The sequence below is a fragment of the Halomonas sp. A29 genome (assembly GCF_046723295.1).
Taxonomy (GTDB): Bacteria; Pseudomonadota; Gammaproteobacteria; order Pseudomonadales; family Halomonadaceae; genus Halomonas.
Genome location: NZ_JAXQPR010000009.1, coordinates 150,901 through 174,678 on the forward strand (window position 1 = coordinate 150,901; position 23,778 = coordinate 174,678).

Below are 23,778 nucleotides of genomic sequence, written 5' to 3' on the forward strand. Positions count from 1 at the left end.
TGTGGAAGTTGCCCCCCATGGCGAATTCGGCCAATGTCGAGTCATGAGCGCCGGGATGCCGGCCTGTAACCGCAGTGCGAGCGTGGCCCCATGGCTGATCTAGAGACACCCGAGTACACGGCGTGGAACCCTGGCCTCGAGGCCGACCTGCCCAGGCGCTACCAGGCCCTGGAAACCATTCATCGCCCCGAGAACGTCTCTTCTCTCCTGACCGAGATTCCCGAACTGAGGGCACTCACCGGCCTCCAGGAGGAGGAACTGATTGCGTTCCGTGCCGAGCGTCTGGTGCTGCATGAGCTGATCGTTCGGGTGACCGCCGACATCCTGGTGGCCGAGGGCGAAGAGGAGGAAGTGCTGGGGCACGAGTTTCGCCGCATCACGCTCAAGATTCTGCACGACTATCTCGCTCCCCATCTGCCGGCGTTGCAGCAGGAGTTCGATCGACTCTACGCGGCGATCGAGGGCAGAGCGGGGGAGATCCTGGCAACGGCCTTTGCTCCCGAGCCGCTGCTGGCCGATCCCGAGCCCACTTCTTTCCTGGCCCGTTGGCTGGGCAAACGTCCGGCCCCGCAACGACAGGCGGATCGCCGCACCCTTGAGGAGCAGCACCATGATGCGATTCAAAGTATCAAGCAGCAGGGCTTGGCCGCCCGAGACGAGCAGGAGCAGGCCGTCTACAAGAGTGCGTACCGAGTGCTGAGCTCGATTGCCGCCCTCCGGGGCCATATCGGGGTGGAGCGAGAAGTGCTGACGCGACTGATCACCCGTCACGCCTGCAACGACTACGGCAGTCGCCTGCTCGGTCGATTGTTGGCACCCCACGTCGAGCGGGCCATCGAGCATGAAGGCTACGGCCGGGTTCCGTTGGCTGAAGAGCCCATCCTGATCAGTCTCAAGGGGGCCTCAGCGGCCGGCAAGAGCTCCCTGCGGCACCTGCTGAGACACACCTTGCAGGATCTGGGAATTCCGCCGGCGCAGTACGGCACCATCACCCCCGATATCTGGCGTCGCCTGCTGCTCGACTACGAGGCGCTAGGCGAGGCCTACAAGTATGCCGGGCGCCTGGCAGGCAAGGAGGTCAAGCTGGTCGACGCCAAGCTGGACCGCTACATCCGCGACAAGGCACGGCGTGACCGCACGATTCCCAACCTGCTGATCGATCGGTTTCGTTTCGACAGCTTCTCCTCCGAGACGGTGCCGCGGCTACTGGACGCCACCTACGCGAAGTACGTCTCCACCATGCACATGTACTTCGTCATCACCCCGCCGGAGGCCACGGTGGAGCGGGGCTGGCAGCGGGGGCTGGAGCGCGGGCGCTACAAGGCGGTGTCGGATTTCCTGGGGCACTGCGTGGAGACCTACGACGGCATGCCCCGAGTCTTCTTCAAGTGGATGGACAGCCCGCGGCCGCGCTTCAAGTACGTCTTTCTCGACAACAGCGTACCCAAGCATACCCCTCCCGCTGTCATTGCCCACGGCACCCGCGAGGTGCTGACCATCCTCGACCCCCTGGGGCTGGTCAATCTCGACCGCTACAAGAAGATCAATACCGCAGCGACGTGTCCGGACGACGTCTATCCAGCCGATGACACCCTGGCGGTGGCGGCTAACTGTGCCTTTCTCAAGCAGTGCATTGCCAAGGTGCCGGAGGTCCGCTTCGTCGATCGTGCTAGCGGAGAGATGTATCTGCGTGCCACCTTGGGGCGCTTCGTGGTGGAAAACCCCATGCTGCTGCGTGCCAAGCGGCAGGATCCCGAGTTGGTGGAGCTGTTGGCCGCATTTGGGGTGCCGAACTAACCAGCAATGTTCGTAGTGCGAACTATTGCGCGTTACTTGCATTACTTGAAATTTCATGTGACATTGACTGTATTGGGCGACATAGAAGCGCCCAACAACAACGATAAATAGAGGTAGTACCCCATGACGACGAAGACAACAGTGCCGAGCATTCGGCGCGCGGCGGGTGCCATTGGGCTGGCGGGCGTGTTGATGAGCGTGCTGGCGAGCCCGCTCGCTGCGGCCCGCGACATCACCCTCAGCTATGCCTTCATCTCGCCTGCCAGCACCTTCCCCGGCGTGCAGATGGAGCGCTGGGCGGAGGAGCTTGAGCGCCGCACCGACGGCCGTGTGACGGTGAACACCTTTCCCGGCGGTACCCTGCTGTCCGCCAACAATATGTATGACGGTGTGCTGAGTGGCGTCGCCGACATCGGCCTTTCGATCACCTCCTACGAGCCGAGCCGCTTCCCGCTGCTCAACCTGGCCGGCAGCCTGACCGGGCTGGAGGTCAATTCGACCGTGGCCAGCCAGACCCTCTACGAGCTGATCCAGGAGTTCCCCCCGGAGCAGCTGGGCCTCGAGGACTTCAAGGTCATCACCGCCTTCACCTCCGAGCCCGGCTACCTGCAGACCAAGGATCCGGTCACCTCCCTGGAGGAGCTGCGCGGCCAGGAGATCCGCGTACCCGGCGACAGCACCGATGTGCTGGCGGCGCTGGGCGGCGTGCCGATAGCGCTCTCCCAGGCCGACACGGGCGAGGCGCTGCAGGCGGGAGTGGTCGACGGCTATATCAGTTCACGGGAAGTGCTGAGGGATCTGCGCTATGCGCGCACCGTCAAGTACGTCACCGACTATCCCTTGACCAACGCGGTACTGGTGGCGGTGATGAACCGCCAGCGCTGGGAGTCGCTGCCCGAAGACGTGCAGCAGATCATCGATGAGCTGGGCGCCGAAATGGCCTTCTTCGCCGGTGACTATCTCGATTCCCACGTCGAGGCGTCGCTGGAGTGGGCGCGCGAGAAGGAAGGCGTCGAGGTGCTCTCGCTGAGCGAAGAGGAGGCGGCGCGTTGGACCGAGCGCCTGGTGCCGATCAACGAGGAGCGCCTGGCCCGCGTCGCCGAGATGGGCCTGCCGGCACACGAACTCCATGAGCGCATGCTCGAGCTTTTCGAGCAATACCAGCAATAGTGACAGGCGCCCGGGTTCCGGCCCGGGTGGTATTCGACACGACAGGGTGCTGGCTCATGAATAGATTTTCTCTCCTGGTCAGTCGGTTGTTGCTCGCCCTCGCCGGCGGTGCCTTGCTGGCCATGATGCTCCTGGTGGTGGCCAATATCGTCATGCGTCAGGTCGCCTCCTCGTTCGGTGGTACCACCGAGGTGGTCGGCTGGCTGACGGCGGTGGTGGTTGCGCTTTCGCTGGCCTATGCCCAGGCCACCAAGGCGCATATCGATCTGGACATGCTGGTGGCTCGCCTGCCCCAGCGGCTGCAGCATGGGATCCAAGCCCTGGTGCTGCTGGTGAGCCTGCTGTTCTTCGCCATGGTGGCCTTCAAGCTCTGGCAGTACGGCCTGCTTGCCATGCAGCGGGGCACGGTGTCGCAATCCCTGCGCCTGGCCATCTATCCCATCATCTATCTGGTCGCCTTCGGCTTCACCGCGTTCTGCCTGGTGCTGCTGGTGGATGTGCTGGAGTGCCTGAAGAAGGGGAGGGTGTCATGAGCTTCACCCTGGTGGCCCTGATCGGCGTGCTGGCCCTATTCGTGCTGATCGTTCTGAAGATGCCGATCAGCTTCGCCATGTTCATCGTCGGCTTCTTCGGAATGCTGCACATCACCAGTCCTATGGCGGCATACAACATCATCAGCTCGGGCATCTGGGAGCAGCTCTCCTCCTATTCCCTGAGCGTCATACCGCTGTTCGTTTTCATGGGGGAACTACTGTTCCGCTCGGGAATCACCGAGAAGCTCTTCGCTGCCTCTTATGCCTGGACCGGCCACCGTCAGGGCTCCATGGCCACGACCACGATCTTGAGCAGCGCCGGCTTTGCTGCGGTTTGCGGTTCCAACACCGCGACGGCCGCCACGGTGGGTACCATTGCCCTGCCGGAGATGAAGAAGTTCGGTTATCACAGGGCACTGAGTGCCGGCAGCGTCGCCACCGGTGGCACCCTGGGCATCATCATTCCGCCGAGTGCCGTGCTGATCGTGATCGCCTTGCAGGCTGAGCTGGCCATTCGCGATCTCTTCATTGCCAGCATCGTGCCCGGCCTGATCCTGATGATGCTGTTCGTGCTCACCATCGCCTACCTTTGCTGGCGCAACCCGGCCATGGCGCCGGCCGGCGTGCGCTCCACCTGGGGGGTGCGCCTGACCTCTCTCAAGGGTGTGGTGGAGATATTCGTGCTCTTCATTCTGGTGCTGGGGGGGCTGTTCGCCGGCTGGTTCACCTCCACCGAGGCGGCTGCGGTCGGCTGCGTCGGCGCCATCGCCATCATCGGCCTGCGCGGACGTTTCACATGGGCGATGCTGCGTGACTCCTTGAGCAACACCCTCAAGACCTCGGCCATGATCCTGATGCTGGTGGCGGGGGCGGTGGTATTCGGCCGCTTCCTGACCGTCACGCGACTGCCCTTCCTGGTCGGCGAGTGGGCCGCCGCGCTGCCCCTGCCGGCGGTTCTGGTCATGGCCTGCGTGCTGATGATCTACGTTATCGGCGGGGCGCTGATGGATGCCATGGGCTTCTTGATCATTTCGATTCCCATCTTCTTCCCGGTGGCGCTGGTGCTGGGCTACGACCCGATCTGGTTTGGCATCATGGTCTGCATCGTGACCAGCATGGGAGCGATCACGCCGCCGGTGGGGGTCAATGCCTTCATCGTCAAGAGCCTCGATCCCGAGCTCAGCTTCGGCGAGATCTTTCGCGGCGTCGGCTATTTCATGTCGCCTTATCTGATATGCATCGCGCTGCTGTTGCTGGTGCCCGAGATCGTGCTGTTCGTCCTCTGAAGTGAAGGTAAATCGATAGGGAACTGGAGTAGGGCAAGAAGCTAAATAGCGTGTCATCAAATACTTGAAATTTCATGTGATAAATAAATAAAAAGCTGCCATGTCATCTCTCATCCAACCTCTCGACCTCGGCACGGGCCCCAAGCGAGTCGTGGTCAAGGACAGCATCGATATTGCCGGCTACCCGACCCGGGCGGGCTCGGCGGCGCTGGTCGGTGCGCCGGCGGCGGAGAGGCATGCCGAGATTGTCGAGCGCACGCTGGCAGCCGGTTACCGCATCGTCGGCAAGGCCAACCTGCATGAGCTGGCGTTCGGCATGACCGGGCTCAATGGCTGGACAGGCACCCCCGAGAATCCGCGCTTCCCGGCGCTTATTCCGGGCGGTTCTTCCAGCGGCTCGGCAGCGGCGGTCGCGGCGGGCCTGGCCGAGATCGGCATTGGCACCGACACGGGCGGCTCGATTCGGGTGCCGGCGGCCTGCTGCGGCGTATTCGGGTTGAAGCCCACCTTCGGCCGGCTCGGGCGTCGTGGCGTCATGCCCGCGCACAGCAGCCTCGACTGCGTGGGACCGATCAGCGCCGATCTCGACGAGCTGATCGCCTTCATGACGGCCGTGGATGTCGGTTTTGCGGTCGGAGAGGGCGCGGCGATGCCGCGCCTGTGCGGGCTAGCGGTGGCGGCCGATACGACGATTATCGCTGCGGTGGAGGCGTGTCTCGAAGGCGCCGGGCTGGCCGGTGAAACGCACGCATTGCCGCTGATGGACGAAGCCTACGAGGCGGCCATGGCGCTGATNGGCTGGCCGGTGAAACGCACGCATTGCCGCTGATGGACGAAGCCTACGAGGCGGCCATGGCGCTGATCAAGCGCGAGACCTACGTGGCCTGTGCCGCCTGGCTCGACAGCGGCCTCCTGGGGAGTGACGTGGAGCGCCGCCTGCGGGCGGCCGCCGAGACCACCGACACCGAACTGCGCGAGGCCGAAGCGGTACGCCGGGCCTTCACTGCCGGTGTGGACCGGCTGCTCGAGGATTACGAGGTGCTGGCGCTGCCGACGCTGCCGCACTTTCCGCTGACCCGCGTGGCGGCCGAGGAGGGGCGGCAGGATCTGAGCGCCTCGTCTCTCGTGCGGCCCTTCAACCTTTCGGGGCATCCCGCCCTGAGCCTGCCTCTTTCCCCCAGCCGGGGGCGGCCGGTGAGCCTGCAGCTCGTCGGTCGGCGAGGCGACGACGCCGGTGTCTGCCGGGCCGCGCGCTATCTGGTCGCGCGCTACTTGGTGGGTACAGGGCCTGCCGAGGCCATTCAAACAACAGGAGAAGCCCATGCACAGCCAGGTCGATAAAGCCCAGTGGGGCGGAGAGGCGCGCTTCGATGCGCTGCTCGACAATATCCGCCAGCGGCGTGACGAGTTCGAAGCACAGCGACACCTCTCGGCGGACATCGTCGAGGAGTTCCAGGCCATCGGTGTCTATCGCGCCATGGTGCCGGCCAGGTACGGCGGCGATGAGAAATCCCCCGCCGAGTTCCTGAAGATGGTCGAAGCCATCTCGGCGGCCGATGGCTCCGCCGGCTGGGTAGCCAGCTTCGGCATGAACCCCGCCTACCTGGCGGCGTTGCCCGAGGTGACCATCACCCAGATCTGGAAGGACTCTCCCGACGTGGTGTTCGCGGGGGGCATCTTTCCGCCCCATCCCGCCGAGCGGGTCGACCGCGGCTTTCGTATCAAGGGGCGCTGGAAATTCGCCAGCGGCTGCATGAGCGCCTCGCTGTGCGGCGTCGGGATCCAGCCCGACGAGCCCGGCGCCCTGCCGCGCATGGCGGTGCTGCCCCGCGACCAGGTTCGCATCGATCCCACCTGGGACATGCTGGGCATGGTCGCCACCGGCAGCCACGATCTGGTGGTGGACGATGCCTACGTCGCCGAGGAGTGGACCTTCGTGCGCGGCGCCAGGGCCACCATCGACGCGCCCTTCTTCCGCTATCCCGCCCTCTCCTTTGCCACCCAGGTGTTGGCGGTCACCACCCTGGGGCTGGCCCGGGAGGCGCTGGACGTGGTGCGAGCCATGGCCGGGGGGCGCAAGTCGGTCACCGGGGCGCCCAATCTGGGCGAGCGCGAGTACGCCCAGATCGGCCTGGCCAAGGCCGAGGCCCGGGTGCGGGCTGCCCGTGCCTTCTTCTACGACAGCACCGAGTCGGCCTGGAGCGCCGTCGAGGCCGGCGGCGAGCCGAGCCGCGAGCAGATCAACCTGCTGCGACTCTCCGCCACCCACCTGACCCATGAGTGCGCCGAGGCCATCCGCAGCGTGTACCAGATCAGCGGCATGACCGGTGCCGAGAACGACCACCCCTTGTCACGCATTTTGCGCGACGCATTGCTGTGCACCCAGCACGCCTTCATGGGCGAGATCACCTGGAAGAACGCCGGCGCCATCTTCTTCGATCACGACCCCCTGCCGGGCTACCTGTGAATCGAAACGACCACTGAAGAACGGAGATCATCATGAAGCATCGCGTACTGTTTTGCTGCGGCATCAACCAGAACTTCATGAACGCCACCGCCGAGGAGGCCAAGCAGGTGTGGGAGGCTACCCGCGAGATGCTGCAGGGCATCGACGGCCTGCCCGGCTTGACGATCCTGGGCATCATGGACGACGACCGCATTCAGGTCGGCCCCTCCCTCGCCGCCCCCTGGACCTTCTACATCATGGCCGACGTGGAGGACTACGAATCCATCGTCGAGGCCTGCAACTTCTTCCGCACCACCCCGGTGGGCGACGGCACCTACAAGCTCTGGAAATACTGCCGGGTCGAGGCGCGAATCGGGCGCGAACTCGTCGTGCCCGAGTGACGGAAAACCATCGGCAAGCCGTTTCGAAAAGGACCAGACAACAGATATCTCGAGGTCATCATGAACATCGAAAACAAGATCGACATCACCCCTCACGAGCTCGTGTTCAAGGATCACATTCGCACGCCCATGTACGAGGATCCCAGGCTGTTCGAGGAGGAGATGCAGAAAATCTTCAAGAAAACCTGGGTGTGGGTCGCTCACGAAAGCGAGTTCCCCGAAAAGGGGTCGTTCAGGCTTTCCCAGGTGGGGCTCGAGCCGGTGATCGTGGTGCGCGACAGGAAGGGCGCGATCCATGTCATGGTGAACCGCTGCCGCCATCGCGCCGCCACGGTGTGCGAGGTGAAGAAGGGCAAGACCTCCTCGTTCCAGTGCCCCTACCACGGCTGGGGCTACGGGCTAGACGGCTCGCTGCGGGCGCTGCCTTACCCCGAGCAGTACGGCGACGACTTCGACAAGGCGCAGCACGGCCTGCTCAAGCTGCGCACAGAGTCCTACGCCGGCATGGTCTTCGCCACTTTCAATGAAGACGCCGAACCGCTGGTCGATTTCCTCGGCCCGGTGACCAAGTGGATCGACCTGTTCATGAAGCAGGGGGCGGGCTATCCGGTCAAGGTGCTGGGCGAGCATCAGTTCAGCGTGCCGATGAACTGGAAGGTCCAGCTGGAGAACACCACCGACGCCTATCACTTCCCCGTCGTCCACAAGTCCTTCCTGCAGTCGTTGGATGACGAAACCGAGGAGGTCTTCTCCTTCCTGGATCAGGGCAAGGGGTACGTCGAGGATCTCGGCAACGGCCACTCGGTGATGGTCATGATCCCCGAGCTGGTGGATCTCGACGAAAACCTCGATGCGCCGATCCCCGAGCGCTTCGAGGAGCTGGCCCAGGAACTGCGCGACGAAGGCTATCCCGAGGAGCAGGTGAGGCGCATCGTGCGCGCCGTGGGCGGGGCCGGCTTCAACCTCAATCTCTTCCCCAACGTCTCGTTCTCGCTGGCCTTCTTCCGCGTGTTGACGCCGGTGAACGTCGAGCGGACCGACATACGCCACATCGCCATCGGCATGGATGGCGGCCCGGAGGCGGCCAACCAGGTGCGCCTGCGCCTGCACGAGCACTTCCAGGGGCCAATGGGCTTCGGCTCGCCCGACGATGCGGAGGTGTGGGAGCGGGTCCAGCGCGGCACCAAGGGCGGGGCGGAGCTGCCCATTCTGCTGAATCGCGGTCTCGTCGACGAGCAGCCGGGCGAGGTGGGGCCCCGCGGCCATATCAGTGCCGAGACCGGCATGCGGGCGGCGTACGACATGTGGAAGAGGATGATGCAGTCATGAATGAGATGATCAAGCGAGATAACGACTCCCTGCTGCGCGATGCGGAAGCCTTCATCTGGGCCGAGGCGGACATGCTGGACCGCCAGGACTACGACGCCTGGCTCGCCCTGTGGAGCGAGGAAGGCTTCTACACCCTGCCCATTGGTGACAGCGAGGACTTCGACAACGCGCTCAACCTCTGCCATGACGATGCCAAGATGCGGCGCGATCGCATCACCCGCTTCCAGCAGGGGTTCTCGATCTCCTCGGCGCCGCCGGCCCGTACCATCCGCACGGTGTCGCGCTTCGTCATCGACAGGGCCGAGGGCGACGAAGTGACGGTGCGCTGCGCCGAGCACCTGATCGAAGACAAGTTCGGGCGCCAGCGGATCTGGGCCGCGAACCTGACCTACACCCTCATCGTCACGCCGGGCGGCTTCAAGATCCGCCACAAGGTGGCGCGTCTGCTCAACTCTGACGGGATGCTGAATTCGTTCAGCTATTTGTTCTGATGACTACGCCGACTCCTGACAAGATCCAGACGGCGGTGGTGACCGGCGGGGCGCGTGGCTTCGGCGCCGAAGCCGTGCGCGCCCTGCACCGGGCCGGTTTCCGGGTGGTGATCTCGGACATCGAGCCCGAGCCGGCCGCGGCGTTGGCCGCCGAGCTCGACCTGGCGGGCGATACCGCCGTATCCGTCACCCTCGACGTGTCGAGGCCCGAAGATTTCCAGAGTGTGCTCGACAAGTGCATCGAGCGCTGGGGAACGGTCGAGGTGCTGGTCAACAACGCGGCGCGCACGGCGGTGCAGGGGCTGCTGGAGATCGACCCTGCGGACTTCAATGCCGTGCTGGCCACCAACGCTGGCGGCACCTTCGCTGGCAGCCAGATCTTCGGCCATCACTTCAAGGCTCGTGGCTACGGGCGAATCGTCAATCTCGCCTCCCTGGCGGGGCAGAACGGCGGCACGGCCACCGGGGCGCACTATGCCGCCTCCAAGGGCGCCATCCTGACGCTGACGAAAATCTTCGCCCGGGATCTGGCCCCCTTTGGCGTCACCTGCAACGCCATCGCGCCCGGCCCGATGGATACCCCCATGGTGCGTTCCGTGCTGGGCGGCAATCTGGAGCAGGCCATCGCCAACATCCCGGTGGGCAGCCTGGGTGACCCGTGCTTCGTCGCCGAGCTGGTGGCGCTGCTGGCGAGCCCCAGGGCGGCGTTCGTCAACGGCGCTTGCTGGGACGTCAACGGTGGAATCTACATGAGGTGATGCCAATGGATACCGCTAACCAACGCCTGATGCTGGCGATCGACCAGCGCATCGACGAGCCGGGAGGGATTGCCAGGCTGCGGCTGCGCTCGCTCGACGGCGCGCCGCTGGCGCCTTTCACCGCCGGCGCGCATCTGGACGTGCACGTGCGCGATGGCGAGATCGACCTGTGGCGCCAGTACTCACTCTGCTCGGATCCGCAAGTGAACGAGTTCTACGAGATCGGCGTGCTGCGCGACCCCAACAGCCGCGGCGGCTCGGAGGCCCTGCACCGAATCGCCAGGGTGGGAGAGACGCTCGAGATAGAAGGGCCGAGAAATCACTTTCCGCTGCACGAGGAGGCGCCGCAGAGCCTGCTGTTCGGCGGCGGCATCGGGGTCACGCCGATGATGGCGATGGCTCGCCGTCTGCGCGCGCTGGGCAAGGACTTCACCCTGCACTACTGCACGCGGTCGCGCAGCGTGACGGCCTTCCGCGGCGAGGTGGAGGCGGCCGGGCTGTCCGATATCGTCGTCTACCACCATGACGACGAGTTCGAGACCAAGCTCGACCTGAATGCCGAACTCGCCGCGGCCAGGGAAGGGGTGCACGTCTATGTGTGCGGCCCCCAGGGCTTCATGGAGTGGGTGATCTCGCGGGCCCGGGAATTCGGCATCGGCGACGAGCGCATTCATCGCGAATTCTTCTCGGCGGATGTCGATGTCTCGGGCGATGCCTTCGAGGTGATTGCCGAAAGATCCGGCATCAGCGTCTCCGTCGGTAGCGAGGAGACGATTGCCAAAGCCCTCGGCAAGGCCGGCGTGAAAGTGGAGGTGAAGTGCGAGGAGGGCGTGTGCGGTACCTGCGTGGCCGACGTCCTCGAGGGTGAGATCGATCATCGCGATCACTTTCTCACCGAGGAGGAGAAGCAGGAGGGCGAGCTGATGTGCGTCTGCTGCTCTCGGGCCAAGGGTAAACGGATCGTTCTCGATCTCTGACGACAAGAATCTGACGACAAGAAAAGGACCAGACAATGCCAACCGTTCACGTCTACATGATGGCGGGTCGTAGCCAGGATCAGAAGGAGTCGCTGATCCGCAAGGTGACGGACGCCATCGCCGAATCCATCGATGCCCCCGAAGCGAACGTGCGGGTCATCATCAGCGAGATACCCAAGAGCGACTACGGCATCGCCGGCACCACCGGCGAGAAATTAGGGCGCTGACAACGATCCCGCGTTTGGGAGGGAGAGCCGCTTATGAGCTTCGATACGAGAGATTTCCGTAGCGCGCTGGGCAAGTTCGCTACCGGCGTGACGGTGGTCACCGCGCGCGAGGGCGATGAGAACCATGGGGTCACCGCCAGCAGCTTCAATTCGGTGTCGATGGAGCCGCCGCTGATCCTGTGGAGCATCGACAAGGGCGCCTACAGCCTGAATGCCTACCGCAACGCCGAGCACTTCGTGGTCAACGTGCTCGGCAACGAGCAGGTCGATATCTCCAATCGCTTTGCACGGCGGGGCGAGGACAAGTTCGCCGGCATTGCCATCGAGGAGGGCCTCGGCGGCGTGGCCAAGGTGAAGGGGGCCGCGGCCCATTTCGAATGCCGCACGTGGAACGTCTACGAGGGCGGCGATCACCTGATCATCGTCGGCGAAGTGGTGCGCTACGCCTATCGCAACGAGGGCAGCGCCCTGGTCTTCCACAACGGGCGCTATGCCGTGCCCGAGCCGCATCCACTGCTGCTCAACGTCGGTGAGCGCGCGGCGCTGAACGGCCGACTGGGCAAGCACCTGCTCTACCTGATGCGCCAGGCGCTGGCCGCCTACCGCAGTGATTTCTATCCGCGCCTCGGCAGCCTGGGAGTCAACGACAACGAGTGGCGGATCCTGACCCTGCTGGCGGACCGCGGCCCCCAGGCCGCCGAGGCCTTGGCGGAGCGTGTGGCCCAGCCCCAGGCGGACTTCGAGGACACCCTCGACGGGCTGCGCGAGCGTGGCCTGGTCGGCCCGGGCGAGGAAGGTTGCATCCGGCTCAGCGAGGAGGGGCAGGCGTTGGCGCTGCGCCTGCTGGCCATGGCCGACGACTACGAGCGACGCCTGTTCGAGAACCTGGAGCCGGCCGAGGTAAGTGCGATCAAGTCGGGGCTGGGGCGCGTGATAGAGCGCCTCGGCGCCGCCCTATAGCGCAAGCACTGCACAAATGCCTGCGCGAGCGAATCGCTGCGTAACCTGCGAAACCATTCCGTTGGAAAAAGGAGAGAGAAATGTCGGAAGTAACGAGTGCCGAACTGAAGGCCCTGGTGGCGCGCATCGAGATATTGGAGGCCGAGGCCGAGATCCGTCGCCTCCAGGCGCGCTACATGTTCCTGTGCGACACGCCGATTCCCGAATATGGCGTGAAGAGCGATGAGGAGCGCATCGAGCTGATCATGGCGCTGTATACCGAAGACGCCGTGTGGGAAGGCGTTGGCGAGTACTACGACAACCAGTTCGGCCGCGCCGAAGGGGCGGCGGCCATCCGGCGTCATTTCCAGGGGTTCTGGAAAAAGGACCAGGATCCCAAGCTGCTGCTCAACGTTCACTACCTGACCTCGGAGCAGATCCATGTCAGGGGTGACGTTGCGGAGGGCCAGTGGGTGCACTGCCAACCGTGGATCTTCTCCGATGGCAAGGCGCTGCTGCGCTCATCGCGGCTCAACAACGCATTCCGCAAGGAGCCCGATGGCACCTGGAAGATCACCCGCACGCGTACGGAGAACGTCTTCGTCGCCCCGCTGAAAGAGGGCTGGGCGAGCGATTACCCCTCCGAGTCGGTGCTGCTCGGACCCTGAAGGAGCCTTTCATGCCACACGATTTCCTCTACACGGCCAACCCGGCGCGCGTGCTATTCGGGCCCGGCAGCCTGGCCAGGATCGCCGACGAAGTGCGCCTGCTGGGCTGCCGCAGGGCCCTGGTGCTGTCGACGCCTTCCCGGCGCGAGGATGCCCTACGCCTCGACGCGCAGCTGGGCGAACTGGGGGCCGGAGTCTTCAGCGGGGCGGCGATGCACACACCGGTGCACGTGACCGAGCAGGCCATGGCGGCGTTCGAGGACGTCGCTGCCGATTGCGTCGTGGCCCTGGGCGGGGGCTCGACCATCGGCTTGAGCAAGGCCATCGCCTATCGCAACGGTGCCCCGCAGGTGGTGGTGGCGACCACCTATGCCGGTTCCGAGGTCACGCCGATCCTGGGGCAGACCGAGAACGGCGTGAAGACCACCGTCAAAGGCGCCGCCATCCTGCCCGAGGTGGTGATCTACGACGCCGAGCTCACCTTGGGGCTGCCGGTGGCGACCAGCGTGACCAGCGGCCTGAACGCCATGGCGCATGCGGTGGAGGGGCTCTACGCCAAGGACCGCAACCCCCTGACCGGGCTGATGGCCATGGAGGGGCTGCGCAGTCTCAAGCAGGCGCTGCCGGCCATCGTCGAACGCCCGCGGGACCTGCAGGCACGCGGCGATGCGCTGTATGGCGCCTGGCTGTGCGGCACCGTGCTGGGCAGCGTGGGCATGGCGCTGCACCACAAGCTCTGCCACACCCTGGGCGGCAGCTTCGACCTGCCCCACGCCGAGACCCACGCCATCTTGCTGCCGCATACCGCGGCGTACAACGCCCAGGCGGCCGTCGAAATCCTGGCGCCGGCGGCAAGCCTGTTCGGCGGCGAGCTGGGCGGCGGTCTCTACGACTTCGCCGGCTCCCTCGGGGCACCCCTCGCCCTCGCGGCGCTGGGGCTGCGCGAATCGGATCTGGACAAAGCGGCCGACCTGGCGGCGAAGAACCCCTACTGGAACCCCCGGCCTGTGGAACGCGATGCCATACGCGAGCTGCTCCAGCGCGCCTGGAGCGGCACCCGGCCCCGGTGATTCACCTAGGCGGGAGCGACTTATCCACGCCCGAGCGGCTTACCCAGGCCAGAGAGAAAGGGCCATCGAGGAGAATGAAGCATGTCCCAGATCGACTATTTCACCGAAGCGAACTCCGTCGAAGCGGTCAATGCGCGCATGGGCGAGGAGACCGACCCCAGGCTGCGTGAGGTCATGGCGTCGCTGATCCGCCACTTGCATGGCTTCGTCAAGGAAGTCGGGCTGACCCAGGCCGAGTGGGAAGCAGCCATCGACTTCCTCACTCGCACGGGGCAGATGTGCGACGACAGGCGCCAGGAGTTCATCCTGCTCTCCGATACCCTCGGGGTATCCATGCTGGTGGATGCCATTCAGCACCGCCGCCCGGCGGGCGCGACCGAGAACACGGTGTTCGGCCCCTTCCATGTGAACGGCGCGCCGGAGCTGCCCATGGGGGCTTCCATCTCGCTGGATGGCAAGGGCGAAACCTGCCGCTACCAGGGCCGCGTGCTCGACCTGGAAGGCAACCCCATCGAGGGAGTGCGCATCGACGTCTGGTCGGACAACAGCGACGGCTTCTATGACGTTCAGCAGCCGGATGCGCAGCCGGCGTGGAACAACCGCGGCGTGTTCATTACCGGTGCCGATGGCCGCTACGACTTCATTGGCATCAAGCCGGTGTCTTACCCGATACCCGACGACGGCCCGGTGGGCCAGATGCTGGCAAGCCTTGGGCGCCATCCGTGGCGGCCGGCGCACATGCACTTCATGCTCGAGCACCCCGACTATGAGCGGATCGTCACCCACACCTTCGTCTCGGGTGACGCTTACCTGACATCGGATGCGGTGTTCGGCGTCAAGGATTCACTGATCATCGATTACCGTGAAGTGTTGGACACTCATGTGAAATGGAAGGCGAACTTCGATTTCGTCATGGTGAAGAAATAAATCGCTCTAAAAGCAGTGCGGGTTATTAGCGTAATTCACAGTTGTGAAAAGTTCTGAGGCTGTCCGAATTTTAATTTTTTATCCGATGGCGGGTGAGTGTGGGCCTGGTCCGTGGTTTGTGTGTATCTCATTGAATAAAAATAGAATCGTGGTGCCGATTTGGGATAACGATACTTGCCGGGGTGGGAATAAGATAAAAGCTGTGGCGTTGTTAGTTCCTATAATCATAATATGAAGGTTCGAAAAATGAGCGTAACTTCCTCCCCTGCGATAGTCTCGACAGAGCTAAGGCGTGGCGCCTTGGGTGTCGGTTTCATCATCTTCTTCGTCGTATCCGCGGCAAGCCCGTTCAGTGTCCTGGCGGGCGGCTTTCCGATCGGCATGATGCTGGGAAACGGGGCGGGCACTCCCGTGCTGATCGGCCTCGTGCTGGCGGTTCTGCTGATCTTCTCGGTGGGCTATACCACCATGGCCCGCTACGTGACCAATGCCGGTGGCTTCTATGCCTTCTCGGCGCGGGGGCTGGGTGGGATTGCCGGCGGTGCGGCCGCGGGGCTGGCGATCTTTGCCTACAACATCCTGCAGATAGGGCTATACGGCATGTTCGGTGGCGTTGCTGCCGGCACCATGAGCGCCGTATTCGATCTGCACCTGCCATGGTGGATCTATTCGTTGATGGCGATGGCCAGCATTGCGTTTCTCGGCTACCGCAAGATCGATCTCTCGGCCAAGGTGCTCTGCGTGATCGTCATGGTCGAGTATCTTGTCATCCTGGTGTTGAACGTGGCCATACTCTCCAGCGGTGGCGACAGCGGGGTGAATTTCGACTCCTTCCAGGCACAGCACGTGTTCAGCGGTGCTCCTTCCATCGGTCTGCTGTTCTGCTTTGCCGCCTTCATCGGCTTCGAAGCGACCACCATCTATGGTGAAGAGGCGAAGAATCCCCGCCGCGACATTCCGCTGGCAACCTATTCCGCCATCCTCTTGATCGGCTGCTTCTACGCGGTCTCCACCTGGTCGATGATCATCGGGGTCGGTGCCGACAAGCTCGTGCCCACTCTGTACGCGCTCGAAGACCCGACCACGCTGATCTATATCCTGTCCGATCACTACGTCGGACCTGAAATGACCCAGGTCATTCGCGTCCTGTTCCTGGTGGGGATCTATGCCGGTCTGGTCGCGTTCCACAATTCGGCCGCCCGCTATTTCTATGCCATCGGACGCGACGGCCTGTTGCCGAGCGCCCTGGGAACCACCCATCCCGTACATCAGAGCCCCCATGTCGGCTCGCTGCTGCAGACGCTGATCGCGGCAACGGCGGTTATGGTCTTCGCGGCCTTCGGCGGCGACCCCATCCTGCAGCTGTTCGCCTGGTTCTCCAGCCTGGCCGCGCTCTCCCTGATTCTGCTGATGGCGATCACCTCTCTGGCGGTATTGCGCTATTTCCGCCGCCATCCCGAGCTGGACGTGGGCCCCTGGAGAAGCAAAATCCTGCCCGCATTCTCCAGTCTCGCGCTGCTCACCATGCTGGTCATCGCGGTCATGCACTTCGACGCTCTAACCGGATCCAGCCAACTGCTCTCCTATGGGCTCTGCATTCTCATCGCGCTGGCGCTTGCGGTGGGTGGGGCGATGGCCATGCGCCTGCGCAAGACCTCTCCCGAGCAATTCCAGCAGCTCGGCTCTCATCGACTGTAAATCACTCTGCCTTGATCGTCGGGAAAGGCCCCCCTTTCCGGCCAGGCATCGAAGCATGAAGGACGGCTGTATGCGTAACTACGAACTATTGATCAACGGCGACAACGTACCGGGTGCCGCGGGGCATTTCGAGGTCATCGATCCGGCCACGGGGGTGCCCTGCGCGCGGTGTCCGGCCGGCTCGACCGAACAGCTGGATCAAGCGGTCAGCGCCGCCCGCGATGCCTTCGGTCAATGGAAGCTCAGCTCTCATGCCAAAAGGTGCGAGCGGCTCAATCGCATTGCCGACGACATCGAGCGTGAGGCGGACGAGCTGGCCAGGCTGATCGTCATGGAACAGGGCAAGCCGCTGGCCCTGGCCTACTCCGAGGTGGGCGGCGGCGCGGCCTGGACACGCTATGCGGCCGGTCAGGAAGTGCCGGTGGAGCTGGTGGAGGAGACGCCCACCCAGCGCATCGAGCTGCACCACAAGCCGGTGGGCGTGGTGGCCTCCATCACACCGTGGAACTGGCCCTTCATGATCGCGGTGTGGCACATCATGCCGGCGCTGCGGGCGGGTAACTGCGTGGTGAGCAAGCCCTCCAGTCTCACTCCGCTGAGCACGATTCGCCTGGTGGAGATCATCGCCCGCCACGTGCCCAGAGGCGTCATCAACGTCGTCACCGGCGAGCAGGGATTCGGCAGCGCCATCACCGCCCACCCCGGCATCGACAAGATCGTCTTCACCGGCTCCACCGAGACGGGGCAGCGGGTCATGCAGGCGGCAGCCGGCAACCTCAAGCGCCTGACCCTGGAGCTGGGGGGCAACGATGCCGCCATCGTGCTGCCGGGCACGCCGGTGGACGCCGTGGTGGAAGACATCTTCCAGGCGGCGTTCCTCAACATGGGCCAGACCTGTGCGGCGCTGAAGCGGCTCTACGTGCACGAATCCCAGTACCAGGAGTTTGCCGAGGCCCTGGTGGCCATTGCCGAGCGGCAGGTGGTCGGCGCTGGCCTGGAGGAGGGCGTGACCTTCGGGCCGATCCAGAACCTCGACCAGCTCGAGCTGGTGAGCGAGCTCGTCGACGATGCGCGGGCTCAGGGCGCGGAAGTGCTGTGCGGCGGCGCCCGCCTGGATCGCCCAGGCTACTTCTATCCGCCCACCATCGTCACCGGGGTCAGCGATGGCCATCGGCTGGTGGACGAGGAGCAGTTCGGCCCGGTGCTGCCGTTGATCGCCTATCGCGACGTCGAGGATGCCCTGCGGCGTGCCAATGCGTCACAGATGGGCCTGGGCGGTTCGGTATGGGGCGAGGACCAGTCCCGGGCGCAGGCCATCGCCAGCCGGCTGGAGAGCGGCGTGGCCTGGGTCAACTGCCACGCCCAGATTCAACCCAACACGCCCTTCGGCGGCTGCAAGATGTCCGGCTTCGGCGTCGAGTTCGGCCTGGAGGGGCTGCTCGAATTCACCACCCCGCAGCTGCTGTTCGTTCGTAAGCCTTCGGTCGAGGGGTGAGAGGAAGTACCGCATCGACACCCAAGCGAATCAGTGCAAAAGAACAAGTGAGATCAAGCCATGTACGAGAAATACAAGACGGCAGAGAAGAAGTTCTGGCATCCGATGAGCTCCTCGGCGCCGGGTAACCAGGCCCGACGGCTGGTGATCGCCCGGGCCGACGGCAACTACATCACCGATATCGATGGCAACCGGATGCTCGACGGCGTCGGTGGGCTGTGGAACGTCAACGTCGGCCACAACCGTCCGGAGGTCAAGGCCGCCATCGCCGCGCAGCTCGACGAGCTGGCCTACTACCAGACCTTCGACGGCATCGCGCATCCGCGGGTCTTCGACCTGGCCGAGCGGCTCACTTCGATGTTCGCCGAGGAGGAGATGACGCGGGTGCTGTTCAACTCGGGCGGTTCCGACGCGGTCGAGACGGCGCTGAAGATGGCGCGCCAGTACTGGATCGCCGCCGGCCAGCCCGGCCGCACCCGCTTTCTCTCGCTGTGCAACGGCTACCATGGTGTGCACGTGGGCGGCACCTCGGTGGGCGGCAACGGCGTCTACCACTACAACCATGGTCAGCTGCTGCCGGGCTGCTACCACCTCGATACCCCCTGGCTCTACCGCAACCCCTGGGACTGTCGCGATCCGGCAGAGCTGACCGCTCACTGCATTCGCCAACTGGAGGAGCAGATCCAGTTCCTCGGCCCCGAGACCATTGCCGCCTTCATCGCCGAACCGGTGCAGGGTGCCGGCGGCGTGATCGTGCCGCCGGACGGCTATTGGCAGCAGCTGCGGGAGGTCTGTGACCGCTACGAGATCCTGCTGATCGCCGATGAAGTAGTGACGGGGTTCGGCCGTACCGGCTGCATGCTGGGCAGCCGGGGCTGGGGCGTGGCGCCCGACATTCTCTGCCTGGCCAAGGGAATCTCCGCTGGTTACATCCCCCTCGGCGCGACGGTGTTCAACCGGCGCATTGTCGAGGCGATCGAGAACGCGCCCGGGTTCGGCAACGTCATCATGCATGGCTACACCTACAGCGGCCATCCCACCGCCTGCGCCGCGGCCCTGGCGGTGCTGGACATCGTCGAGAGGGAGGCCCTGCCGGACAACGCCGCCAAGGTGGGGGCGCGGCTGATCGAACAGCTGCAGCCGCTGAGCGAGCGCTTCGACGTGGTCGGCGAAGTGCGTGGCAAGGGCCTGATGGTCGCGCTCGACCTGGTGGTCGACAAGCGCACCCGGCAGCCGATCGATCCCACCGAGGGGCAGGCGGCCCGCATCGCCGAGGAAGCGCGCAAGGAGGGGGTGCTGGTGCGCCCGGTCGGCAGCAAGATCATCCTCTCGCCGCCCTTGACCCTGACCACCGATGAGGCCGGCATGATTGTTCAGGCGCTGGAGGTGGCCCTGTCGCGGCAGGGCTAGAGGCGGTGAACGAGCGCGTGTCGTTCCCGAGGGAGGAGGGGCGCGCTCGACCCGAACGGCTCGCGGCTCATTCATCGAGCGAGCCGATAACAACAAGACCATCAAGGTACGAACATGAACTCTCATAAGACGACTTGGGTTGCCGGTGGGGTCCTGGCGCTGACGGTTACCCTTGGGCAGACAGGTCAGGCCCAGGCCTACGAGCTGGCGACGAGTACCGACGGGGCATTGAACGTCGATCTGCTGGCCGTGCACGGCTGGATGAACAGCCGCAAGAACTACGACGGCAGGGAGGATGGCTCAAGCTGGCGCGAGGGCTTCGTCAAGTACGGCTTCAGCGGCCATCAGGGAATGGGCGGTGCCGGTACCCTGTATGGCGGTCTCAACTGGGTCAGCTCCGCCACCTGGGGGGATGGCGATGCCGGCGGCAACAGCGTGGGCACGGAACGCAGCACCACCCTCGAGGACGCCTACCTGGGATGGCGCTCCGCGGATCTCTTTCCCGCCCTCGGTACGGACGGGCTGGATGTCTCGCTGGGCCGGCAGGTCGTCCAGCTCGGCAGGGGCTTCATCGTCAACGACGATGGGTTGAACCTGGGCCGGGGCCCGGCTGACGGCGCCCTGGACCGCGGTGGCGCCTATTACCTGGCGGCCCGGCACGCCTTCGATCGCACCGCAGTGCTGCGCCTCGGCGGGGAGCAGGGCCTGCACGGGACGGCCGCCTGGCTCAAGTCCGACAACCTGGCCCAGGCTGAGACCGAGCTGGCCGCCGCTACCCTCGACTATGCCGGCGATGCGGGCCTCGTCGGGCTGACCTGGGTGCGCGGTCTCGACGTCAATCGTGAGTGGGCCGACGATTTCCTCGCGCAGCGTGACGGCATGAACGTCTACAGCCTGCGGGGGGAAGGCGACGCCGGCATCGAGAACGCCAATTTCGCCTTCGAATACGCCTGGCAGAACAAGGATGCCGGCTCGGAAACCGCCTGGTACGCCGAGGCCGGCTACACCTTCGCGGATGTTCCCTGGTCGCCCAGCCTGACCTACCGCTATACCCGCTATTCGGAGGAGTGGGACTCGCTGTTCACCGGTCTGAGCAGCCCCGAGCTGGGCACCTGGTTCCAGGGCGAAGTGGCGGCCAACTATGCGGGGCCTTTTGCGCGCAACAACGACGTCCACCATCTCGCCTTGAGGGCCAGCCCCAGGGAGAACCTCGCTCTGGGGGCGCTGTTCTTCGACTTCAGTACCCTGAAGGGCCGCGATACGCTGAACCTGGATGGCCGGGAGCTGGATCTGTACCTTGAGTGGGCCGTGACCGACAACGTCGTCATCAGCCCTCTGCTGGGCCTGTACAAACCCAGCAGAGACGAGACCGAGGGTGGCACCCAGGTGGGCGGCAACGGCACCAACGTATACGCCCAGCTCGTCTTGGCGGCGTTCTTCTGATGGCTCTATTCTGATAGCTCTGCTCCGATAGCTCTATTCGCTGGTTCTATCGTGGGCGGCCGGTGCCGCAAGCGGAATCATGCTGCCGAGTTTCAAATGACGCGTTTTTCATGGGGGGCGGGTATGCGCTACGAAGTTCGTTCCTTCCATGACCCTCAGCAGCATGCGGCTGCGATACAGGGCTGGCAGCAGGTGTATGACCAGCTTGGCGCCGGTCGCCTTTCGAGCGAGCTTTTCCAGGTCTCGGGCGAGCGTTTCCAGGTCTTTCACGAGGTGCTCGACAAGCGTGTCGTCCAGCATGGGCACGCGCCCAGGCAGCGCTTCTGCATGGCCTTTGCCACGGGCAGGCCGCCCATCATTCAAGGCTGCAAGGTAAGTTCCAACAGCGTTTTGCTGCTGCGCGATGGCGAAGAGTTCCTGCTGCACGCCCCGGAAGGGATGGCGTTCATGTCGTTGAGCGTCGATCTTGAGCGCTTCACCCGTTTGGCGGAGATCGAGCTGGGCTCAACCCAGTTTTCACAGCTGCTCTCCATGCCGGGCATCAACGTGCCGATGCGGCTGCTGAAGGAGATCAAGGCCCAGGTGTGTCAACATTTCGATGGCTTCATCCGACCGGGGGAGCACGAGACATCCGTCATCGAGAAGGACATCGAGGATGCCTTGATGGCCGTGCAGCTCGATCTTCTGCAGGCGCATATCGAGACGAAACGCAGTGAGCTGGCCGTGAGTTCGTACATCGTCAAACGCAGTCAGGAGCTTGCCCTGGCCGACCCGGACAGTCCGCTCAGCGTGCTCGATCTTTGCGAGCGCTTGCGGGTGAGTCGCCGAACGCTGCAGAACAGCTTTCAGCGGGTGGTGGGCATTCGCCCGGTGGAGTTCCTGCGCAGCATTCGGCTCAATGCGGTGCGCAGGAGGCTGGCAAGCACGTCCGCTTGCGAATGTACGGTGGGGGACGCGGCCTATGAGATGGGGTTTCGCCATCTGAGCCATTTCTCGGCCAGCTACCACAAGCTGTTTGGGGAGTATCCGTCCGAGACACGGCGGCTGGAGTGAGTGGTGAGCGAATCCCTGCTCGGCATCAAAGGTCGCGGCTGTCGTTAGGGTGGGCACATGTTAGAATATTCCACTATTTTATCGCCCTGGAGTGCCCACCCTATGGTCGACAAGGACGAGCTGACATCCTCCTTCTTCCCGCTTTCCGATGACTATCGGGCCCAGGACTTCCCGTTCTACTGGGTGGCCCGGCTGAACGCCAAGTACAGTGCCGACGTGGACACGCTGCTCAAGCCCCATGGGTTGAGCTCCTCCAAGTGGCGGGTACTGATGATCCTGCACGAGCAAGGCCGCCTGAGCATGTCCGATATTGCCGTCCATGCCGTGGCCAAGCTCTCCACCATCACCAAGATCGTCTACAAGATGCAGGAGGCGGGGCTGCTCAAGACCGCCCCCTCGCCCCAGGATGGCCGGGTCACGGAAGTGGAGCTGACCGACGGCGGCGAGGCCAAGCTGGCCGTGGCCAGGGAACTCACCGGTCTGGTGGTGGAAAAGGCCTTCCGCGGGCTGCGCAAGGACGAGGTCATCTACATCAATCAGTGCTTGAGCAAGATGTTCCGTAATCTCAACGCGCTTTGAGTCGATCTCTACCTCTAAAAGCCCCGGGCCCCTTATTGATTGATAAGGAGTCCGGGGCTTTTTTCGGCTTGTTTTTCCGGTTCGATCAAAGCACCCCCTTGGCCTTGGCGGTATGTGTGGCGATGGCATCCATCAGCGGTGGCGAGAGGCAGTCGTAGGGTGGCAGGCCCAGCTCCTGTAGCCGTGAGCGCACATTGCTCATGTTGTCAGGGTCGGCGCCGGACTCGATGATCGACGAGACGAAGGCGGCGAACTCGGGGCCGGCCCAACCATCGTCGTAGGAGAGCTCGGTGTGGATGAAATCCAGCCCATGGAAGGGATGACCGGTGTTTTCGATGCGACCGTACATGTGCACGCCGCAGCCCGTGCAGGCGTGGCGCTGGATGGCGGCGGCCGGATCGACCACTTCGAGCTTCTCCTCGTTGGCGGTGACCCGGAGCTGGTCGCGAGGTACCACAGCCACCATCGAGAACAGGGCGCCTTCGGGCTTCCAGCACTTGGTGCAGCCGCAGACGTGGTTGTGGGCGCACTGGGCGTCGACCGTCACCTCGACCTGGTTGCTGTCGCAATGGCAATAGAGCTTGCCGCCGGTGAAGCTGTCGCTGCCGCGCTTGACGCCGTCGTCGACGGCGGGATGAATGTGAACGCTATGGTGGCTCATGGTGGCTTGACTCCCCTGTGTCGTTGTTGTCGAGGGGCTCGCCGCGGGCGGCGGCGTACGTGGCGTGCTCTGTGTCGGGGTGGTTCTCGTGCTGCCGCCAGGCGCGGCACGCGGTGGGGCGGGCTTGCCGCCGAACCAGCGCTGGATCATGTCCATCAGGCTCATGGTTGCCTCCTTGTCCCCTGCCCGTATGGGAGTTGACTGACTTCGCGCCGGGCAGGTCGCTCGTCAGGCCTTTCGCGCGGCTTTGGGCATGACTGGAAGCGGCGCATATCAAAACTGAAGTACAGTACGGATGCTCTTGCCCTCGTGCAGCAGCTCGAAGGCCTCGTTGATCTTCTCGAACGGCATCTCATGGGTGATGAACTCGTCGATCTTGATCTCGCCATCCATGTAGCGCTGCACATAGCCCGGCAGCTC

24 protein-coding genes and 1 pseudogene are annotated in these 23,778 nt (G+C 64.3%); 23 read left to right on the forward strand and 2 right to left on the reverse strand.

Features of this window, described 5'->3' with window-relative positions; translation table 11 throughout:
* Positions 1-90: 90 nt before the first annotated feature.
* From SPH52_RS18145 to SPH52_RS18255, 23 genes are all read left to right on the forward strand, one after another.
* Entirely contained in the window at positions 91-1,797 is a 1,707-nt protein-coding gene (locus tag SPH52_RS18145) for a hypothetical protein (protein ID WP_411796462.1), read from the forward strand.
* Between the two features lie 123 nt (positions 1,798-1,920).
* Positions 1,921-2,967, forward strand: a complete 1,047-nt coding sequence (locus SPH52_RS18150; RefSeq protein WP_411796463.1) for a TRAP transporter substrate-binding protein — start codon at positions 1,921-1,923, stop codon at positions 2,965-2,967.
* A gap of 56 nt (positions 2,968-3,023) precedes the next feature.
* The gene (locus SPH52_RS18155) at positions 3,024-3,500 is read left to right on the forward strand and encodes a TRAP transporter small permease (RefSeq protein WP_411796464.1); all 477 of its coding nucleotides are present in this window, start codon (positions 3,024-3,026) and stop codon (positions 3,498-3,500) included.
* A complete protein-coding gene (locus SPH52_RS18160) occupies positions 3,497-4,786 on the forward strand; it encodes a TRAP transporter large permease (RefSeq protein ID WP_411796465.1) in 1,290 nt (429 codons plus the stop codon). Before SPH52_RS18155 ends, SPH52_RS18160 begins: the two co-directional genes overlap by 4 nt.
* Before the next feature lie 100 nt (positions 4,787-4,886).
* Complete coding sequence (locus SPH52_RS18165) at positions 4,887-5,615, forward strand: amidase family protein (protein ID WP_411796466.1); 729 nt, start codon at positions 4,887-4,889, stop codon at positions 5,613-5,615.
* On the forward strand, positions 5,615-6,127 hold the full coding sequence (locus SPH52_RS18170; RefSeq protein ID WP_411796467.1) for an amidase family protein: 513 nt from the start codon (positions 5,615-5,617) through the stop codon (positions 6,125-6,127). Before SPH52_RS18165 ends, SPH52_RS18170 begins: the two co-directional genes overlap by 1 nt.
* On the forward strand, positions 6,108-7,253 hold the full coding sequence (locus tag SPH52_RS18175; protein WP_411796468.1) for an acyl-CoA dehydrogenase family protein: 1,146 nt from the start codon (positions 6,108-6,110) through the stop codon (positions 7,251-7,253). The genes SPH52_RS18170 and SPH52_RS18175 overlap by 20 nt, the downstream gene beginning before the upstream one ends.
* A gap of 32 nt (positions 7,254-7,285) precedes the next feature.
* A complete protein-coding gene (locus SPH52_RS18180; protein WP_411796469.1) occupies positions 7,286-7,633 on the forward strand; it encodes an IacB protein in 348 nt (115 codons plus the stop codon).
* A gap of 60 nt (positions 7,634-7,693) precedes the next feature.
* Positions 7,694-8,962 (forward strand): aromatic ring-hydroxylating oxygenase subunit alpha, encoded by a 1,269-nt coding sequence (locus tag SPH52_RS18185; RefSeq protein ID WP_411796470.1) that lies wholly within the window; start codon positions 7,694-7,696, stop codon positions 8,960-8,962.
* Complete coding sequence (locus SPH52_RS18190) at positions 8,959-9,453, forward strand: aromatic-ring-hydroxylating dioxygenase subunit beta (protein ID WP_411796471.1); 495 nt, start codon at positions 8,959-8,961, stop codon at positions 9,451-9,453. Before SPH52_RS18185 ends, SPH52_RS18190 begins: the two co-directional genes overlap by 4 nt.
* Complete coding sequence (locus SPH52_RS18195) at positions 9,453-10,211, forward strand: SDR family NAD(P)-dependent oxidoreductase (protein WP_411796472.1); 759 nt, start codon at positions 9,453-9,455, stop codon at positions 10,209-10,211. The genes SPH52_RS18190 and SPH52_RS18195 overlap by 1 nt, the downstream gene beginning before the upstream one ends.
* A gap of 5 nt (positions 10,212-10,216) precedes the next feature.
* The gene (locus tag SPH52_RS18200) at positions 10,217-11,188 is read left to right on the forward strand and encodes a PDR/VanB family oxidoreductase (protein WP_411796473.1); all 972 of its coding nucleotides are present in this window, start codon (positions 10,217-10,219) and stop codon (positions 11,186-11,188) included.
* Between the two features lie 35 nt (positions 11,189-11,223).
* On the forward strand, positions 11,224-11,415 hold the full coding sequence (locus SPH52_RS18205; RefSeq protein WP_159554933.1) for a 2-hydroxymuconate tautomerase: 192 nt from the start codon (positions 11,224-11,226) through the stop codon (positions 11,413-11,415).
* Between the two features lie 33 nt (positions 11,416-11,448).
* On the forward strand, positions 11,449-12,375 hold the full coding sequence (locus tag SPH52_RS18210) for a flavin reductase (protein WP_411796474.1): 927 nt from the start codon (positions 11,449-11,451) through the stop codon (positions 12,373-12,375).
* Positions 12,376-12,455: 80 nt separating this feature from the next.
* Positions 12,456-13,022, forward strand: coding sequence for a nuclear transport factor 2 family protein (locus SPH52_RS18215; protein ID WP_411796475.1), 567 nt, complete (start codon positions 12,456-12,458; stop codon positions 13,020-13,022).
* A gap of 11 nt (positions 13,023-13,033) precedes the next feature.
* The gene (locus SPH52_RS18220) at positions 13,034-14,092 is read left to right on the forward strand and encodes a maleylacetate reductase (RefSeq protein ID WP_411796476.1); all 1,059 of its coding nucleotides are present in this window, start codon (positions 13,034-13,036) and stop codon (positions 14,090-14,092) included.
* Positions 14,093-14,173: 81 nt separating this feature from the next.
* On the forward strand, positions 14,174-15,019 hold the full coding sequence (locus SPH52_RS18225; protein WP_411796477.1) for an intradiol ring-cleavage dioxygenase: 846 nt from the start codon (positions 14,174-14,176) through the stop codon (positions 15,017-15,019).
* Between the two features lie 246 nt (positions 15,020-15,265).
* On the forward strand, positions 15,266-16,717 hold the full coding sequence (locus SPH52_RS18230; RefSeq protein WP_411796478.1) for an APC family permease: 1,452 nt from the start codon (positions 15,266-15,268) through the stop codon (positions 16,715-16,717).
* A gap of 70 nt (positions 16,718-16,787) precedes the next feature.
* A complete protein-coding gene (locus SPH52_RS18235; protein ID WP_411796479.1) occupies positions 16,788-18,212 on the forward strand; it encodes an aldehyde dehydrogenase family protein in 1,425 nt (474 codons plus the stop codon).
* 60 nt (positions 18,213-18,272) lie between these two features.
* Positions 18,273-19,622 carry an aminotransferase class III-fold pyridoxal phosphate-dependent enzyme gene (locus SPH52_RS18240; RefSeq protein ID WP_411796480.1) on the forward strand — a complete coding sequence of 450 codons (1,350 nt, stop codon included), beginning with the start codon at positions 18,273-18,275 and terminating at the stop codon, positions 19,620-19,622.
* 114 nt (positions 19,623-19,736) lie between these two features.
* On the forward strand, positions 19,737-21,065 hold the full coding sequence (locus tag SPH52_RS18245) for a hypothetical protein (protein WP_411796481.1): 1,329 nt from the start codon (positions 19,737-19,739) through the stop codon (positions 21,063-21,065).
* Between the two features lie 96 nt (positions 21,066-21,161).
* Entirely contained in the window at positions 21,162-22,118 is a 957-nt protein-coding gene (locus tag SPH52_RS18250) for a helix-turn-helix domain-containing protein (protein WP_411796482.1), read from the forward strand.
* A gap of 102 nt (positions 22,119-22,220) precedes the next feature.
* Positions 22,221-22,697, forward strand: a complete 477-nt coding sequence (locus SPH52_RS18255) for a MarR family winged helix-turn-helix transcriptional regulator (RefSeq protein WP_411796483.1) — start codon at positions 22,221-22,223, stop codon at positions 22,695-22,697.
* Positions 22,698-22,782: 85 nt separating this feature from the next.
* On the opposite strand, the gene gfa is transcribed toward SPH52_RS18255, so the two are convergent.
* Positions 22,783-23,523, reverse strand: a complete 741-nt coding sequence (gfa, locus tag SPH52_RS18260) for an S-(hydroxymethyl)glutathione synthase (RefSeq protein WP_411796484.1) — start codon at positions 23,521-23,523, stop codon at positions 22,783-22,785.
* A gap of 108 nt (positions 23,524-23,631) precedes the next feature.
* Positions 23,632-23,778 (reverse strand): annotated as a pseudogene (locus SPH52_RS18265) (S-(hydroxymethyl)glutathione dehydrogenase); the annotation flags it as partial.